This window comes from Sneathiella sp. P13V-1, assembly GCF_015143595.1.
In the GTDB taxonomy this organism is placed as follows: Bacteria; Pseudomonadota; Alphaproteobacteria; order Sneathiellales; family Sneathiellaceae; genus Sneathiella.
Genome location: NZ_WYEU01000002.1, coordinates 580,187 through 595,039, shown reverse-complemented (window position 1 = coordinate 595,039; position 14,853 = coordinate 580,187). Strand labels below are relative to the sequence as shown.

The following is a 14,853-nucleotide window of genomic DNA, read 5'->3' as shown; positions in this document are numbered from 1 at the left end:
ATCAGGAATTTGGATACAGCATATCCCATGAACAGCAATAGCTCCAAAAAAAGTTACAGCTACAAAGACGCAGGCGTCGATATTGAAGCCGGTAACTCACTCGTAGATCAGATCAAACCTTTTGCCGCGTCCACGAAACGCCCCGGCGCAAACGCAGACCTCGGCGGGTTTGGTGCCCTTTTCGATCTTAAAGCAGCTGGTTTTAAAGACCCGCTACTCGTTTCCGCAACCGATGGCGTTGGCACCAAGTTGAAACTTGCGATTGACATGAACAAGCATGACACGGTCGGAATCGACCTTGTTGCCATGTGCGTAAATGATCTGGTGGTGCAAGGGGCTGAACCTTTGTTCTTCCTCGACTATTTCGCAACTGGTGGCCTCGATGTTGAAGCAACCCGCGATATCGTTGCCGGTATCGCAGATGGTTGCCGTCAGGCAGGCTGCGCACTTATTGGTGGTGAAACCGCCGAAATGCCGGGTATGTATGCCAAGGGTGACTACGACATGGCCGGCTTTACGGTTGGCGCTGTGGAACGTGATCAGCTTCTGATGGCGGACACCTTAGAAGAAGGCGATGTTTTGCTTGGTCTTTCATCAACAGGTGTACATTCCAACGGATACTCACTTGTTCGCCGTCTGATCGCAGATTTTGAAATGGATCTTGGTGCTCCGGCTCCATTTGATGAAAATGTAAAACTGGGTGACGCTCTTATTGCCCCAACAAAAATTTACGTCAAAAGCTGCCTTGAAGGCGTCCGAGCCGGATATATCAAGGCGCTCTCCCATATCACTGGTGGCGGGTTATACGAAAACATCCCGCGGATCTTGCCGGATAATCTGGTGGCCGAACTGGATGCCAACGCGTGGGAATTGCCGCCTTTGTTTAAATGGCTGGCGGAACTTGGTAATATTGCCCCACGTGAACTTGCAACCACATTTAACTGCGGTATGGGAATGGTCGTTGCCGTTTCTCCTGAAAACGCGGATAAGCTGGAGGTCCTGCTATCTGAACATGGAGAAAACGTCACTAGAATTGGCCGCCTTGTGAAACGTGAAAATGATGCGGAACAGGTTCATATTATTGATCTGGAAGAGGCATTTCTGAAGTGAGAGTAGCTGTTCTTATTTCCTCGCGTGGGTCTAACATGCAGGCTTTGGTGCGGGCATGTGAGGCCGAAGGCTTCCCTGCAGAGATCGTCACGGTCTTGTCCAACAACCCTGATGCAGGTGGACTGGAATTTGCGGCTTCCCACAATATTCCTACGAAAGTCATCAATCACCGCGACTATGAAAATCGCGAAGATTTTGATGCGGCCATTAGTGAGTATTTGACGGAACAGCGCGTTGATTTGATCTGCCTTGCAGGTTTCATGCGCCTTCTAACAGCTGAATTTGTGAACAAATGGCGAGATCGGATCGTCAACATTCATCCGTCCCTTTTGCCTGCCTTTAAAGGCCTTCATGTACATGAGCGGGCCATTGAATCAGGTGCGCGCTTTACCGGCTGCACCGTTCACTATGTGCGCCCTGAAATGGATGACGGCCCAATCATTGCTCAGGCAGCTGTTCCAATTTTGCAGGACGACACACCTGACGATCTGGCCGCCCGTATTCTTGTGCAGGAACATCGCATCTACCCGCTAGCGCTCAAATTGATTGCGGAACGCCGGGTGAAGGTTCATGGTTCTGTCGCAAAAATCATTGATGCATCTGAGCCTGATACATCTCTGATAAATCCGTCAGAGGACAACTAATTTTTATTTGGGAGCATATGTAGATTTGTTCCGCGCCAAAATCTGACCATAACTTTGCCCAAGGTATTTCTGGTACAGATTATCAACTGTTCCATCTTCTATCAGGCTTTGAACCGCTGCACTTAAAGGCGCTACATATATACCTTTGCCTTCATTGAAATATGTATATTGCGGGCTAGAAGTAAAAGTGGGAGACAGTATTTTGATTTGGAGCCCTTCTCTCTTTGCCACCATTTGCGCCCACGGCAGATCAACTAAAGTAAAATCAATGCGTCCGGCAGATAGCTTTCTTAGGTTTGTAATTGCATCTGTGGACGGCTCAAGATCCCAGTTTTTTGACGCTTTGGCGACGGCCTCACCATAATCATATGATTTAACTAGTCCCGCTTTATTGCCATTGAATACATCTAAGGAATTATAATTCTCGCTGGACCAATTCGGCCGAGCAACAAATCCCATTTCCCAAAACACAGGCGTAACGGTAGTTGGAATAAGAGGCTCTTCATCAGAGGTGAGCAAGATAGCATCATATGTTCCTCTTTTGACCTCTTTTATGCACCTAGCATATGGCAGCTGTTTGTAAGTGACCGTATGTCCTAAAGAAGTCAGAGCCTTGTCCACTAACTCCACCTGAATTCCAGTAGGTTTTCCTTCTGCCAAGTAATGGAAAGGCTCCCAACTTTCAAAGCAGAACTTCAGTTGATCAGCCGACACAGTGGAAAGGGGCTGGACAACAAAGAAAACAAGAAATAAGGGGGTGATTTTTTTCACGATAACTACTCCTTCAACTAACTTAGCCCCCTGAGACCTTTATCTCTAAGCTAGCTATATAGGACGTAGCATTCAGAAAAATATGCTGCTTTAGAAAATTTGTACTATTCTCGGTCTAACACCAGAAAATAATGAGCGTTTCCTCTTATGTAACAGTTGAGTTGTCAGCTATTTTGAATTTTTTTCCGTTTTTTAAACCGGCGTGACAGTAAGTTAAGTGTTTCCACCGCGGCAGAAAATGCCATCGCAGCATAGATGTAGCCTTTTGGAACATGAAATCCCAAACCATCAGCAACAAGCGTCATGCCGATCATAAGTAAGAAACTGAGCGCCAGCATGACAACAGTTGGATTGCGGGAAATAAACTCCGACAATGGATTGGCAGCGACCAGCATAACTCCAACTGAAACCACAACTGCTATCACCATGATGGAGACCTGATCGGTCATACCAACCGCCGTGATGATACTGTCCACGGAGAAGACGAGATCCAGCAACAGGATCTGAAAAATCACGGTACCAAAGCCAAGCGCAACAGATGGGCCGTCTTCTTCCGCCTCTTCTGCACCCTGCATATGATGATGAATTTCAGTTGTTGCCTTCCACACGAGAAACGCACCGCCTGCCAGCATGATTAAATCACGCCATGAAAAAGCGTGATCCATAATTTCAAAGACAGGCTTGGTTAGGGAAACGATCACTGCGATCAGCGACAACAACGCGAGCCTTAAGAACATGGCAAGTCCGATCCCTACCATTCGGCCTGTTTTTCTTTGATGTTCCGGCAACTTATTACTGAGAATGGATACAAAAATCAGGTTATCGATCCCAAGAACGATCTCCATAACGATCAATGTGAGCAACGCGATTAGCGCTGTCGGATCCGTCAGAATATCCAATAGAAACATCAATTCACCATTGTTCAAATTCAGGTTAAAGCCAGAAATATGGGTCTTAACCCTTTGACGCAAGCCAAAAAGTGGAAAACAAAGACAAGAAGTTTCCTGTCATTGCCTTGATGGACATCAATGAAACTAAAAAAAATTGAAGATAGGATCTGACTGCGTAAACAGTAAGACAGGGCTTTTCCTGAATTACTCGCAGGTTCCAGGAATACCAATCCTGTCTAGGGGAAGACTATTGCTAGCCCGGTAGTCTTCCCTTCTTTATTAGGAAAGCGGCTAGATACTTCCATTTTTCTCAATCACAAGAATGCGCGCCTCACCTGTGGGATGGGCCACATGTTCGTCGCCAGAAGCCGCATGAAAAATGTCTCCAACAGTCATTAAGTATGACTTTTCCTCTCCATCTTCGCGGTAACGCATTTCAACTTCACCATCCAATACAGCGAACACTTCGTCACCGTCATTCACATGCCAAATGTAGGGCTTATCGGTCCAATGAAGGCGAACGGTTGCCCCTTCAATTTCCGCAATGTCAGCGGCTGCCCACGCGCGATCGCCTGTGTAGGATTTGGATTTCAGGAATTTCATGGTGATAACAGATCCAATGATAAGAATGAGAAAGATCTTATTTCACTTCTAGGGCTTTCTTGGCAATGTGTTTTTGAAGATCATGAATTGCCTTCATCAACTCTTTGGTTGCAGAACCAACCTCCACGCGGAATACGTCATCAATATCACGCTCTTCAGCGTGAATGATCCCATTGATTTTTACGATGGGCCGGCTTTCTTCATAGTCAAATATTTCCTCGACTACATCTACCAAGGAACCCGAGACTTCGAAATTTTCGGTCAAATATACTTCGTAGCTTATCAAACAGTGTTTCTTTTTGTCGTAACCAACAAAGTAGTCCACATCAATTCTGAATTTACTCTCCCCGGCTCCTTCATCATAAAGATGGCCGGTGCTTCTTAAGACCTCCGCAACATGAGCCGTGCTTTTTTTATCGTCGATGACGCAATGATCTTCTTCAGGTTCATACACTTTCACGCTGAACTGTTCTTCTGGACTGACCCGAAGTAGCAGCTTCACATGACCGTAAACTTCAACCTCACTTCTGATGATTTCAGTTTCATCAGCGTAGGAAGCACTATTCATACTCAGTAGAAGAAAAATGACAAAAAATGGTGAGAAATACCTGAACAGCATACAAGCCCCTTCCATTAGGCATATATGCTATGCCCAATTATTAAGCACTATACGTGATCAGATTAGAAAAATAAATATTATTTAATGTGCGATACTAGCGATACTCGTTCAGGATCTTGTCGTACTCACCGTTTTCTTTCAGCTTTTTCAGTCCCTTGTTGAACTTGTTTACAAGGGATCTGTCGTTAAACGTTTCTTTTGAAAAGCAGCTAAAATAATCGGATGAATGATACTCCTTATACTTGATATCCTTAATCAACGGGTTCTTTCTAAGGAGATAAAGACCGGTATCGCGATATGAATAGAAACCTTCAATCCTGTTTACATTCAAAATTCTCAGGGCCAGCAGATCATCGTTAAAATCCACTTTTTCTACATTCTTCTTAACCAGATCTCTGGAGAGCGCATACCCCCTGATAACGCCAATCCTGTTCCCATTATCCAGAATATTGTCAGGTGATTTCCCCGTTTTATAAAACAGTCCTATTCCCACATCCCCCATTTTCTCTGTGTAGTGGAAATACTGTTCTCTTTCCTTGGTATATGAACAGGAACAAAGACCATCGACGCTCCCATTCTGCGCCAATTGCAGGGCTCTTTTCCAGGGGTAGTATCTGATCTCAAAATCTATATTTATGTCTTGAAAAACAGCCTCTAGAATATCCACGTCAATTCCCTTTTTGCCATCAGCAGAGTTTTCCATTTTTTGAGGGGGAAACTCATTACAGGCAAATAAAACGGCTTCTTTTTCATCAGCGGCAAGAACGCCCGGAATAAAAGCCGAGATCAAAAGGGAATAAATGAATTTTCGCATAACACATACCACTATATTACTTTTTCGCGACTTATCCAGATCATACGATTTGTTTAAAAATCGGGAACATTGAGGCCATACTTATCGTATACCGCCTGTAATGCACCATTGTTTTTCATTTTTTCCAGAAGTAAATCGATTTCCTCCAAAGAAATCGGGGAAGATGCCAATCTTATAAGCTGCCGGTGGTAGGTGTGATCTGGGTTAGCTCGATCTATCTTTAAAATCTTGTAGAGTTGCGGATTAGAAATTGACACCCATCCTAGAAATGCTTCACTTATCACCCCTTTTTTGACGCGATTGAATTTGATCAGTTTCAAAACATCTGCTTCACTTTCAACCAGACTGACATTCTGCATTCGAGCAAGTTTATCTGCATCATAATCTGCAAAAGCGTAGTGAAATCCCCTGACAGCGCCAATATCCGTGATATCTGTTTTATTGGGATCTGACTTGGCGAGTGAGACAAACAAATCCCTACCGTTCGTTAAATTTATACTCGGGATACCGCCTCTCTGCACCCACCCCCAATTCACATTATTAAAGGCTACAACATGAATATTGAGTGTTTTATAGTCAGATAGCATGCGGCGGGCAGGATAAAGGAGCGGCAGAAACTCATATGTTTCCTGTGTGTCATTTAAGGCTTTAAGGAGATCAAAAATAACCCCTTTTTTAGCCTCCACATCCACAACGAAGGGCGGTTGAACCGAAGTAAGCCCCACATTTACCTGTGTTCTTGCACTTGCTGTCGATAGAAGTGCAATAAAAATGAGAAAGCTCAGGGCAAAGTAGCGCATGGTTTGAACGGTCCGGTTGATTGACACCCCTTTTGATTAGCACTTACTTACGTAAATGAAAACCCGTAGAAAACTATCAATCGTTGATTTGGGCACAAAAAAACGCCCCGCAAAGCGGAGCGTTTCTTGTTCGAGGTCGTCTCGCTTGAGATTAGCGAGAGTAGAATTCCACGATCAGGTTTGGTTCCATGATTACTGGGTATGGAACGTCTGACAGCGCTGGCACTGTGTTGAATGTGCCTTTCATTGTCTTGTGGTCAACGTCCACATATTCAGGAACGTCACGCTCAGCAAGGGCAGCCGCTTCAAGAACGATAGCAAGCTGTTTGGATTTTTCGCGAACTTCAATCACGTCACCTGGTTTAACCTGGTAAGAAGGAATGTTTACTTTCTTTCCGTTTACCAGCACATGGCCGTGGTTGACGAACTGACGGGCTGCGAACACAGTTGGAACGAATTTCATGCGGTATACAACCGCGTCCAAACGACGCTCAAGCAGGCCGATAAGATTTTCGGATGTATCGCCTTTCATACGAACGGCTTCTTTATAAAGACGACGGAAACCTTTTTCCGTAATGTTGCCGTAGTAGCCTTTCAGCTTCTGTTTCGCACGAAGGTGGATACCGTAGTCAGAGAGTTTACCGCGACGGCTCTGGCCGTGCTGGCCTGGTCCATATTCACGAGTGTTTACTGGGCTCTTAGGACGACCCCAGATGTTTTCACCCATACGGCGGTCAATTTTGTATTTTGCGTTAATACGCTTAGACATGACTTATTCCAATCATATAAAAAGGATAAGGCTGGCCGACGAGGCCTGCACAGAAGTGGGCAATATACTTAGGCAAACTGCAAAGTCAACACTGAAAAGCGCTATTTTCTGCCTTTTACCTTCTCAATAAACGCACCCACCTTCTCTGACACTACATCGGGGGCTTCGTGGGTGACCCAGTGGCTGATATCTGGAAAACGTTCAATTTCGAGGTCTGGGATAAAGTCTTCAATGCCATCCAGGTTTTCTGGCATTAAAGCGTGGTCCTGTTCCCCCCATAAAATGTAGGTTGGGACATGAACCATAAACTGTTTGGGATCGAGATTAAGGCCCTTCTCCCCTTTTGACGCAGGGCGTGGGCGTACCGGTGACATGCGGTAGTAGTTGAGCATGGCTGTCACGACCCCCGGTTGCTGCCACGCTTTGATATACTCGGCTTTCTCATCCGGTGTTATCAAGCCCCTCTTTTCATGTTCGGCAAAGGTCCAGTTCCAGAGCCAGTCACAGTTATCCGCAAGAAGTTTCTCTTCCATCTTAGGATCGTTGAACTCGGTGATGTATTTGCTGTGGGCGATCTGGTTTTCGTTCGTCTCCAGCAATTTAGCGAAGATATAGGGATGCGCGCCGTTTAAGACCATCAACCCTTTAACCTTGTCCGGCGCAAACATGGTGAGCGCAAAGGCCACCGCCGCCCCCCAATCATGGGAGACCAGATAGAAACTTTCATGACCCAAATGTGCGGCAAGCGCGAGGATGTCTTTTACCAGATGATTGATCTTATAGGCTTCTGCCTTTGCCGGACGGTCAGACAGATTATAGCCCCGCATATCAGGCGCGACCGCGTGATACTTGTCGCCAAGAACGGGAAGTTGCTTGCGCCATGTGTACCAAAACTCAGGAAAACCGTGCAGCAGGATCACCAGATCATCACGCCCCGCCCCGCTTTCTGCCATATGCAACTTGATATGTCCCAGATCCGCGATGCGTGTAGTGATGTCAGCCATTTTATTTTTCCTTTTTATCTGCTGTCAGTCCCTTGATGATACCATGAAAGGCACGAATATCCGATTCCATTAAGCCAAAGCGTTGGAACATATTGCGCATGTTTTTCAAAATCACCGGGCGGCGATCCTGAATGGGTTCAAAATAATCCCTTGCATCCAAGGCGCTTTCAATCCGATCAAACAGCGCCACCATCTCTTTTTTATTGGCTGGACGCTCTTCATTTCGAAGAACCAGATCCAGTGTTTCATCTTCCGCCTGAAACCACTCATACGCCACCAGCAGCACAGCCTGCGCCAGATTGATGGATGAAAAATCCGGGTTTAGCGGCACCGTGATAATGGTATCGGCATATGAAATATCATCACTGGAAAGGCCAAAGCTTTCCTTGCCAAACAGGATCCCTGCCCGTTCTTCCTTTGCGGTCATTTCGCGCATGGCTTTGGCGGCACCCGCAGGTGTTGCCACATGTTTGATCATGTCCCGTGGGCGCGCGGTCGTTGCGTAGACGTGCGTGAGATCTTCGGTTGCTTCTGCAACTGTGTCAAAGACACGGGCATTTTCCAGAACCATATCAGCGCGAGAGGCCAGTGCCACCGCCCGCTCGTTCGGCCAGCCATCGCGCGGATTCACAATCCGCATATCGGTCAGACCAAAATTTAACATGGCACGGGCCGCCGCCCCGATATTTTCCCCCATTTGGGGTTCAACCAGAATGACGGCAGGTGCGTTCTTATCCAAAGACATCTACTTTAATTCCCGTGGGATCAGGTGCCAGCAGGCGCCCCATCACGCAGCAGTTTGTAATTGATACTATCAATGAGGGCCGCAAAAGACGCGTCCACAATGTTTGGCGACACGCCAACTGTAATCCAGCTATCACCGCTATCATCGGTGCTTTCAATCAGCACACGGGTGATCGCTTCGGTACCCCGGCTAAGGATACGGACCTTAAAGTCCACAAGGCGCAAGTCTTGCAGATATTCAGAGTACTTACCCAGATCTTTGCGAAGGGCACCATCAAGGGCGTTCACCGGACCATTACCTTCGGCAACGGACATCAGGCGTTCACCGTCTACAATCACCTTTACCACCGCATCGGAGACTGAAATCAGATCCCCTTTGGCATTATGGCGTCGCTCCACCTGTACGCGGAAACTTTCCACTTCGAAATATTTGGGGACCTGCCCCAAACGGCGACGGGCCATCAGCTCAAAACTTGCTGGCGCGCCATCATAGCTGTAGCCGTTAAATTCCCGCTCTTTCACCTCGTCCAGAAGGCGGTCTACTTTTGGATCCTTAGGATCAATTTCCAGACCAAAGCCTTCGAACTGAGCAATCAGGTTGGAACGGCCTGCCTGATTGGAAACCGGAATAACCCGTTTGTTACCCACAAGCGCCGGATCCACATGCTCATAAGTAGATGGATCTTTTTGAACCGCAGATACATGAAGGCCACCTTTATGGGTAAAGGCAGACGCCCCTACATAAGCCTGATGCCGATTTGGGGTGCGGTTCAGGATCTCATCCAGCAGACGAGACGCGCCGAGAAGACCTTTAAGCCCCTCTTTTGAAATACCGATATCAAATTTCGATTTGAACGGCTCTTTCAACATCAAGGATGGGATGAGGCTGACCATATTGGCGTTACCACACCGCTCCCCAAGGCCGTTCAAGGTGCCTTGCACCTGACGCACACCAGCAAGGATCGCGGCCAGCGAATTGGCAACGGCATTTTCTGTATCATTGTGGGTGTGGATACCCAGATGATCGCCCGGGATATGTTTCACAACTTCTGAAACGATCTCTTCCACCTCATGCGGCAAGGCACCGCCATTGGTATCACACAGAACCACCCAACGCGCACCAGCTTCATAAGCGGCTTTTGCACATTTCAGGGCATATTCCGGATTGGCTTTATAACCATCAAAAAAATGCTCCGCGTCATACATGGGCTCCCGGCCCAGACGCTTACATTCCTCGATGGAAGAGGCGATCAGGTCGACATTCTCATCAAGTTCAATGCCAAGGGCGACTTTCACCTGAAAATCCCAGGATTTCCCCACCAGACAAACCGCTGGTGTTTCCGCGTCCAGCACGGCTTTCAGGCCACTGTCGTTAGACGCGCTGCGGCCCGGGCGGCGTGTCATACCAAAGGCAGTAAAAGTTGCGTTTTTGAACTTTGGCTTCTTGTCAAAAAACGCCGTGTCACCCGGGTTTGCCCCTGGCCAACCACCTTCAATATAATCAATCCCTAGCCTATCAAGGGTCTCGGCAATAATGATCTTATCCTCGACACTGAAATCAACGCCTTGTGTCTGCGCCCCGTCGCGCAGCGTTGTGTCGAATAGATATAATCTTTCTTTTGCCATTACGCCCTCTTCCAAGTTGTTCCCTCCGGACTATCCTCAAGGATAATACCCGCAGCTTTTAGCTCATCACGGATCTCATCGGCCCGTGCATAGTTTTTATTTTTCTTTGCGGCATCGCGCTCCTCGATCAGAGCATCGATACCTTCATCGGTCAAACCGTTTTCGGCCTCACCTGTATCCCGAACGCCTTTAAACCAGTCATCAAGGCTTTGCTGTGCCAGTCCCAGAAGTTTGGCACCCGCCAACAGTTGCCCCTTCAAACGGGCTTTCTCTGTCGCATCACCTGCCTTGTTGGCCTCTTTCGCGATGGCGATCAACTCTTTCAAAGCAAAGGGTGTATCCAGATCGTTTTCAAGGTGGTGGATCACACCTTCCGCCACCTGAGTTTCATCTGCTTCAACACCTTCCAAGGCTTTCAAAGCCGTATAAATGGTATCAAGGGAATTTTCCGCATTTGTCACACCGTCTTCCGTCCAGTTGAGCGGTTTACGGTAATCCGTGTTCAACAGGACAAAGCGGTAGATCTCTCCGGCACAACCTTCAAGACGGGTCGTTTTCTCCAACAAATCCCGAACCGTGAAGAAATTGCCCAAGGATTTAGACATCTTCTTGCCATCAACAGTCAGGAAGCCGTTATGAACCCAATAACGTGCAAATGTTTTATCATCATTTGCACAGCAGCTTTGCGCCACTTCATTTTCGTGATGCGGGAAGATCAGATCCCGACCACCGCCATGAATATCAAAGGCTTCCCCAAGTTCAGCCTTAGACATGACTGAACATTCGATATGCCAGCCCGGACGCCCCTTGCCCCAGGGGCTTTCCCATCCATGCATATCGCCTGGAGATGGCTTCCAAAGAACGAAGTCAGCGGGATCCTTCTTGAACGGGGCAACTTCAACACGGGCGCCTTCGATCATTTCATCCCGGTTACGACCAGACAGCTTGCCATAATCTGGCATGCTCGGTACGGAGAAAAGAACATGACCTTCGGCTTCATAGGCGTGGCCTTTGGCAATCAAAGTTTCGATCATTTCGATCATCCCCTGAATATGCTCGGTCGCTTTCGGCTCTCGATTTGGAAGCTCCACTCCAAGTGCGGCCATATCCGCATGATATTGCGCAGTTGTTTCTTTGGTCAGTTCTTCAATAGAAATTCCGCGTTTTGCAGCACCATCAATGATTTTATCTTCAACATCGGTGATATTACGCACGTAAGTCACATGATCATCGCCATATTCCTGACGCAGGAGACGTGCCAGAACATCGAAGATCACCGCAGGGCGTGCGTTACCAATATGGGCCGTGTCATAGACAGTAGGACCACACACATACATCCCCACATTTTTGGGGTCGCGGGGAACGAAGGTTTCAACTTCGCGCTTCGCTGTATTGTATAGTTTGATGGTCACTTTATCTGTCCTTTAAATTTACGCAGTTTTACCAGCCAATCGAAGAACGGCTTTCTCCCGCCCGATCAGCACGATCATTCTATTCATTTCAGGTCCGTGGGATTGCCCAGTCAGTGCCTGACGCAATGGCATAAAAAGGGCTTTACCCTTCACACCTAACGTATCTTTAACCGCAGTTGTCCAAGTTTTCCATGTCGTATCATCAAATTCCCCATCTGGTAGCAATTCTGCTGCCTTGGATAAGAAATCCTGATCTTCAACAACGGGGGCAACGTCACCACTGACCACATTCCACCAAAGGGCAGCCTCGCCGACCACATTGATATTGCCACGAATAGTCATCCAGAAATCTTCACTTGCCCCATCAAGACCCAGATGATCCTGAACCTGATCCCATGGCATATCGTGAATGATCTTGGCGTTCAAATTACGAAGTTCTGCCGGATCAAATTTCGCGGCTGCACGGCTGAAATGCCCAATATCGAACCCTTCGATCACAGCCGCCAAATCCAGCTGAGGCACCACATTGTCGGATGTACCAAGACGAGCGAGCAAGGAGTTGATGCTCATTGGCTCCAACCCTTCTTCGCGGAAGTCTTTGAGTGACAGGCTGCCTAATCGCTTGGACAATGGCCCGCCGTCCGGCCCCATTAACAATGGGATATGAGCAAATTCCGGTTTTTCCGCACCCAACGCCTTGAACAATTGAATATGCAAAGCCGTGTTGGAGACATGGTCTTCACCACGAATTACGTGGGTGATTTTCAGGTCGATATCATCCACAACAGATGGCAAATGATAAAGCGGACGCCCATCAGAACGGATCAATACCGGGTCAGACATGCTGGCGCAGTCAACTTCAACATCCCCGCGCACGTGGTCGTTCCAACCGACCACTTCCTGATCCAGCAGGAAACGCCAGTGAGGTTTGCGCCCTTCCGCTTCAAACGCTGCTTTTTCTTCATCTGTGAGTTTTAAGGCGGAGCGATCATAAACCGGTGGCAGGCGACGAGATAACTGACGTTTGCGCTTATATTCCAGCTCATCCCCAGTTTCATAACAAGGATAGAGGCGCCCTGCTGCTTTTAGCTTATCGAACGCCGCATCATAAGCTGCGGTACGATCTGATTGCTTCTCAAGCTCATCCCACTCAAGCCCCAACCATTTCAGGTCTTCCTGAATGCCATTGGCAAACTCTTCGGTTGATCGTTCCTCGTCCGTGTCATCGAGACGCAGCAAAAAGATGCCGCCTGTCTTTTTGGCGTAAAGCCAGTTAATCAGGGCAAGACGGGCATTACCGACATGAAGGTAACCTGTCGGGCTTGGTGCAAATCTGAATTTCGTTGTCATCTGTTGTCCCTAAACCCGTTTGTAATCGGATAGCGACGATCGCGGCCGAAGTTACGGGTGGAAATTTTAACGCCGGGCGGTGCCTGACGTCGTTTATATTCTGCAATATAGAGCAGGTTCTGAATACGTGTCACCGTCGGACCGTCAAACCCCTCTGCTACAATTTCTGCGTAGGATTTCTCATCCTCAACCAAAGCATGAAGGATGGCATCCAGCACCTCATAGGGCGGCAGGCTATCTTCATCTTTTTGATCTTCGCGAAGCTCCGCGGTTGGTGGCTTCACAATGACATTTTTTGGCATCACAAGGCCATCCGGCCCTTTGAAGTGACTTTCGAAGTTATTGTTCCGCCACTCAGATGCCTCAAAGCACAGCGTTTTGTACAAATCCTTCAACACTGAATATCCGCCGCACATATCACCATAAATGGTGGCGTAGCCCACGGACATTTCGGACTTATTACCCGTGGTCAAAACCATCTTCCCGAATTTATTGGAGAGGGCCATCAAGGTAACGCCGCGGATACGGGATTGAATGTTTTCTTCCGTAATATCCTGATTGGTGCCGGCGAACAAATCCCCAAGCATCCCATTATACGCCTCAACCGCAGGCTCAATCGGAACCGTATCCAGTTTTACGCCAAGATATTCTGCGCACAAGCGGGCATCGTCCAGGCTTTCCTCTGATGTGTATCGTGATGGCATCATCACGCAATGCACGCGATCCGCCCCCAACGCATCCACAGCGACCGCAGCGCTTAGCGCGCTATCAATGCCGCCGGACAATCCAAGGACCACACCGGGAAAACGGTTCTTTTCCACATAGTCGCGAAGACCAAGAACCATCACATTGTAAATGCGGGACATGGCGCTGCCAGGGTCTTTCAGCTCGTTGGTGGTGCAAGCCCAGCCGTCAGCTCCCCGCTCCCACTCTGTAATCAGAAGATCTTCTTTCCAGCAGGGCATCTGAACAGGTAAAGATTTGTCGCCGTTCAAGACAAAAGATCCACCGTCAAAGACAAGTTCATCCTGACCACCGATCTGGTTCAGATACACAAGCGGCAATTCCGTTTCCATAACACGCTCAACGGCGTAGTTCAGACGTGCATCCCCTTTTTCATGATCGAAGGGGCTGCCATTTGGCACGATCAGCATTTCCGCGCCTGTCTCTTTCAGGCATTCGGCGACATCTGGGAACCACATATCTTCACAGATCATCACGCCAAGGCGGACGCCTTTAAACGGGATCGGACCCGGAAGTGGCCCCGGCTCAAACACGCGCACTTCGTCAAACACGCCATAATTGGGAAGTTTGTTTTTGTAACGTGTCGCGCTGACTTTACCGTCTTCAAGAAGGCAAACCGCGTTATATAGCTTTCCATTCTCAGAAAGGGGACCCGTCATCAGCATGGCTGGCCCACCATCCAACGTCAGTTCCGCAAGATCCTGCATTGCCTTCTCACACGCTGTGATGAAGGATGGTTTCAGGACGAGATCTTCCGGCGGGTAGCCGCAGATAAACAGCTCCGGAAAGACAACAAGTTCTGCGCCTTCGGCCTCGGCTTCACTGCGAAACTCTTTCGCAAGGGCAATGTTACCCTCGATATCCCCAAGTTTTGGGTTCGCCTGCGCCAGCGCTATTTTTAATTTATCAGTCATAATGGTGGTTTTACCGCCCCTTTTCTCATCCGGCAACGG

15 protein-coding genes are annotated in these 14,853 nt (G+C 48.1%); 2 read left to right on the top strand and 13 right to left on the bottom strand.

Annotation, left to right across the window (positions count from 1 at the left end; genetic code table 11):
- The first annotated feature begins 27 nt into the window (after positions 1-27).
- Together purM and purN are read left to right on the top strand one after the other, a co-directional pair.
- A complete protein-coding gene (purM, locus tag GUA87_RS09860; RefSeq protein ID WP_193716386.1) occupies positions 28-1,110 on the top strand; it encodes a phosphoribosylformylglycinamidine cyclo-ligase in 1,083 nt (360 codons plus the stop codon).
- Positions 1,107-1,754 (top strand): phosphoribosylglycinamide formyltransferase, encoded by a 648-nt coding sequence (purN, locus tag GUA87_RS09855; RefSeq protein WP_321575896.1) that lies wholly within the window; start codon positions 1,107-1,109, stop codon positions 1,752-1,754. Before purM ends, purN begins: the two co-directional genes overlap by 4 nt.
- 3 nt (positions 1,755-1,757) lie before the next feature.
- Here purN and GUA87_RS09850 read toward each other — a convergent pair whose 3' ends face one another.
- The 13 genes from GUA87_RS09850 to GUA87_RS09790 all read right to left on the bottom strand — a co-directional run bounded on the left by GUA87_RS09850 (position 1,758) and on the right by GUA87_RS09790 (position 14,814).
- On the bottom strand, positions 1,758-2,525 hold the full coding sequence (locus tag GUA87_RS09850; RefSeq protein WP_193716385.1) for a substrate-binding periplasmic protein: 768 nt from the start codon (positions 2,523-2,525) through the stop codon (positions 1,758-1,760).
- A gap of 164 nt (positions 2,526-2,689) precedes the next feature.
- Positions 2,690-3,436: a TerC family protein gene (locus GUA87_RS09845; RefSeq protein WP_193717016.1), complete on the bottom strand. Its 747-nt coding sequence runs from the start codon at positions 3,434-3,436 to the stop codon at positions 2,690-2,692.
- A gap of 270 nt (positions 3,437-3,706) precedes the next feature.
- Positions 3,707-4,018, bottom strand: a complete 312-nt coding sequence (locus GUA87_RS09840; protein WP_193716384.1) for a cupin domain-containing protein — start codon at positions 4,016-4,018, stop codon at positions 3,707-3,709.
- Positions 4,019-4,055: 37 nt separating this feature from the next.
- Positions 4,056-4,586: a hypothetical protein gene (locus tag GUA87_RS09835; RefSeq protein WP_227711824.1), complete on the bottom strand. Its 531-nt coding sequence runs from the start codon at positions 4,584-4,586 to the stop codon at positions 4,056-4,058.
- 145 nt (positions 4,587-4,731) lie between these two features.
- Entirely contained in the window at positions 4,732-5,451 is a 720-nt protein-coding gene (locus tag GUA87_RS09830) for a substrate-binding periplasmic protein (RefSeq protein ID WP_193716382.1), read from the bottom strand.
- A 53-nt stretch (positions 5,452-5,504) separates the two neighbouring features.
- A complete protein-coding gene (locus tag GUA87_RS09825) occupies positions 5,505-6,251 on the bottom strand; it encodes an ABC transporter substrate-binding protein (protein ID WP_193716381.1) in 747 nt (248 codons plus the stop codon).
- A 151-nt stretch (positions 6,252-6,402) separates the two neighbouring features.
- On the bottom strand, positions 6,403-7,020 hold the full coding sequence (rpsD, locus tag GUA87_RS09820) for a 30S ribosomal protein S4 (protein WP_193716380.1): 618 nt from the start codon (positions 7,018-7,020) through the stop codon (positions 6,403-6,405).
- Between the two features lie 101 nt (positions 7,021-7,121).
- A complete protein-coding gene (locus tag GUA87_RS09815) occupies positions 7,122-8,024 on the bottom strand; it encodes an alpha/beta fold hydrolase (RefSeq protein WP_193716379.1) in 903 nt (300 codons plus the stop codon).
- Between the two features lies 1 nt (position 8,025).
- Complete coding sequence (locus tag GUA87_RS09810) at positions 8,026-8,769, bottom strand: RNA methyltransferase (protein WP_193716378.1); 744 nt, start codon at positions 8,767-8,769, stop codon at positions 8,026-8,028.
- A gap of 20 nt (positions 8,770-8,789) precedes the next feature.
- Entirely contained in the window at positions 8,790-10,394 is a 1,605-nt protein-coding gene (gene cimA / locus GUA87_RS09805; protein WP_193716377.1) for a citramalate synthase, read from the bottom strand.
- Entirely contained in the window at positions 10,394-11,806 is a 1,413-nt protein-coding gene (gene cysS, locus GUA87_RS09800) for a cysteine--tRNA ligase (protein ID WP_193716376.1), read from the bottom strand. Before cysS ends, cimA begins: the two co-directional genes overlap by 1 nt.
- Before the next feature lie 18 nt (positions 11,807-11,824).
- The gene (gene gltX / locus GUA87_RS09795) at positions 11,825-13,156 is read right to left on the bottom strand and encodes a glutamate--tRNA ligase (RefSeq protein WP_193716375.1); all 1,332 of its coding nucleotides are present in this window, start codon (positions 13,154-13,156) and stop codon (positions 11,825-11,827) included.
- Positions 13,153-14,814, bottom strand: a complete 1,662-nt coding sequence (locus GUA87_RS09790; protein WP_193716374.1) for an NAD+ synthase — start codon at positions 14,812-14,814, stop codon at positions 13,153-13,155. The genes gltX and GUA87_RS09790 overlap by 4 nt, the downstream gene beginning before the upstream one ends.
- Positions 14,815-14,853 lie beyond the last annotated feature (39 nt).

Coding starts and splice junctions, on each gene's coding strand:
- cimA (WP_193716377.1), bottom strand. CDS start 10,394: ATGGCAAAAGAAAGATTATATCTATTCGACACAACGCTGCGCGACGGG.
- GUA87_RS09790 (WP_193716374.1), bottom strand. CDS start 14,814: ATGACTGATAAATTAAAAATAGCGCTGGCGCAGGCGAACCCAAAACTT.
- GUA87_RS09835 (WP_227711824.1), bottom strand. CDS start 4,586: ATGAATAGTGCTTCCTACGCTGATGAAACTGAAATCATCAGAAGTGAG.
- GUA87_RS09810 (WP_193716378.1), bottom strand. CDS start 8,769: ATGTCTTTGGATAAGAACGCACCTGCCGTCATTCTGGTTGAACCCCAA.
- purM (WP_193716386.1), top strand. CDS start 28: ATGAACAGCAATAGCTCCAAAAAAAGTTACAGCTACAAAGACGCAGGC.
- GUA87_RS09840 (WP_193716384.1), bottom strand. CDS start 4,018: ATGAAATTCCTGAAATCCAAATCCTACACAGGCGATCGCGCGTGGGCA.
- GUA87_RS09830 (WP_193716382.1), bottom strand. CDS start 5,451: ATGCGAAAATTCATTTATTCCCTTTTGATCTCGGCTTTTATTCCGGGC.
- GUA87_RS09815 (WP_193716379.1), bottom strand. CDS start 8,024: ATGGCTGACATCACTACACGCATCGCGGATCTGGGACATATCAAGTTG.
- rpsD (WP_193716380.1), bottom strand. CDS start 7,020: ATGTCTAAGCGTATTAACGCAAAATACAAAATTGACCGCCGTATGGGT.
- GUA87_RS09825 (WP_193716381.1), bottom strand. CDS start 6,251: ATGCGCTACTTTGCCCTGAGCTTTCTCATTTTTATTGCACTTCTATCG.
- gltX (WP_193716375.1), bottom strand. CDS start 13,156: ATGACAACGAAATTCAGATTTGCACCAAGCCCGACAGGTTACCTTCAT.